The organism is Streptomyces aureus, from assembly GCF_000725495.1.
In the GTDB taxonomy this organism is placed as follows: domain Bacteria; phylum Actinomycetota; class Actinomycetes; order Streptomycetales; family Streptomycetaceae; genus Streptomyces; species Streptomyces aureus_B.
In genome coordinates this window covers 1-283 of sequence record NZ_JNZD01000103.1, presented here as the reverse complement: position 1 = coordinate 283, position 283 = coordinate 1, and the positions used below count along the sequence as shown (strand labels likewise).

Below are 283 nucleotides of genomic sequence, written 5' to 3'. Positions count from 1 at the left end.
GTCCTGGTACTTCTTGGGCGGGTTCTCGGCGTAGGCGATGGTGTTGTCGGGCCGGTGGTGGAACCACTCGGGGTGCTTGTCCACCCAGGGGTGGTCCGGAGAGCACTGCAGCGCGAAGTCGAGCGCGATCTCCAGCCCGAGCGAGGCCGCCCGGGCGACGAAGGCGTCGAAGTCCTCCAGGGTCCCCAGCGCCGGGTGGATCGCGTCGTGACCGCCCTCGGGCGAGCCGATCGCCCAGGGCACCCCGACATCCTCGGGCCCCGCCGACAGCGTGTTGTTCGGG

The 283-nt window shown here is 71.0% G+C and carries 1 pseudogene; it reads right to left on the bottom strand.

From position 1 onward, the window contains the following. Nucleotides 1-283 (bottom strand): annotated as a pseudogene (locus tag IO36_RS36155) (alpha-1,4-glucan--maltose-1-phosphate maltosyltransferase); the annotation flags it as partial.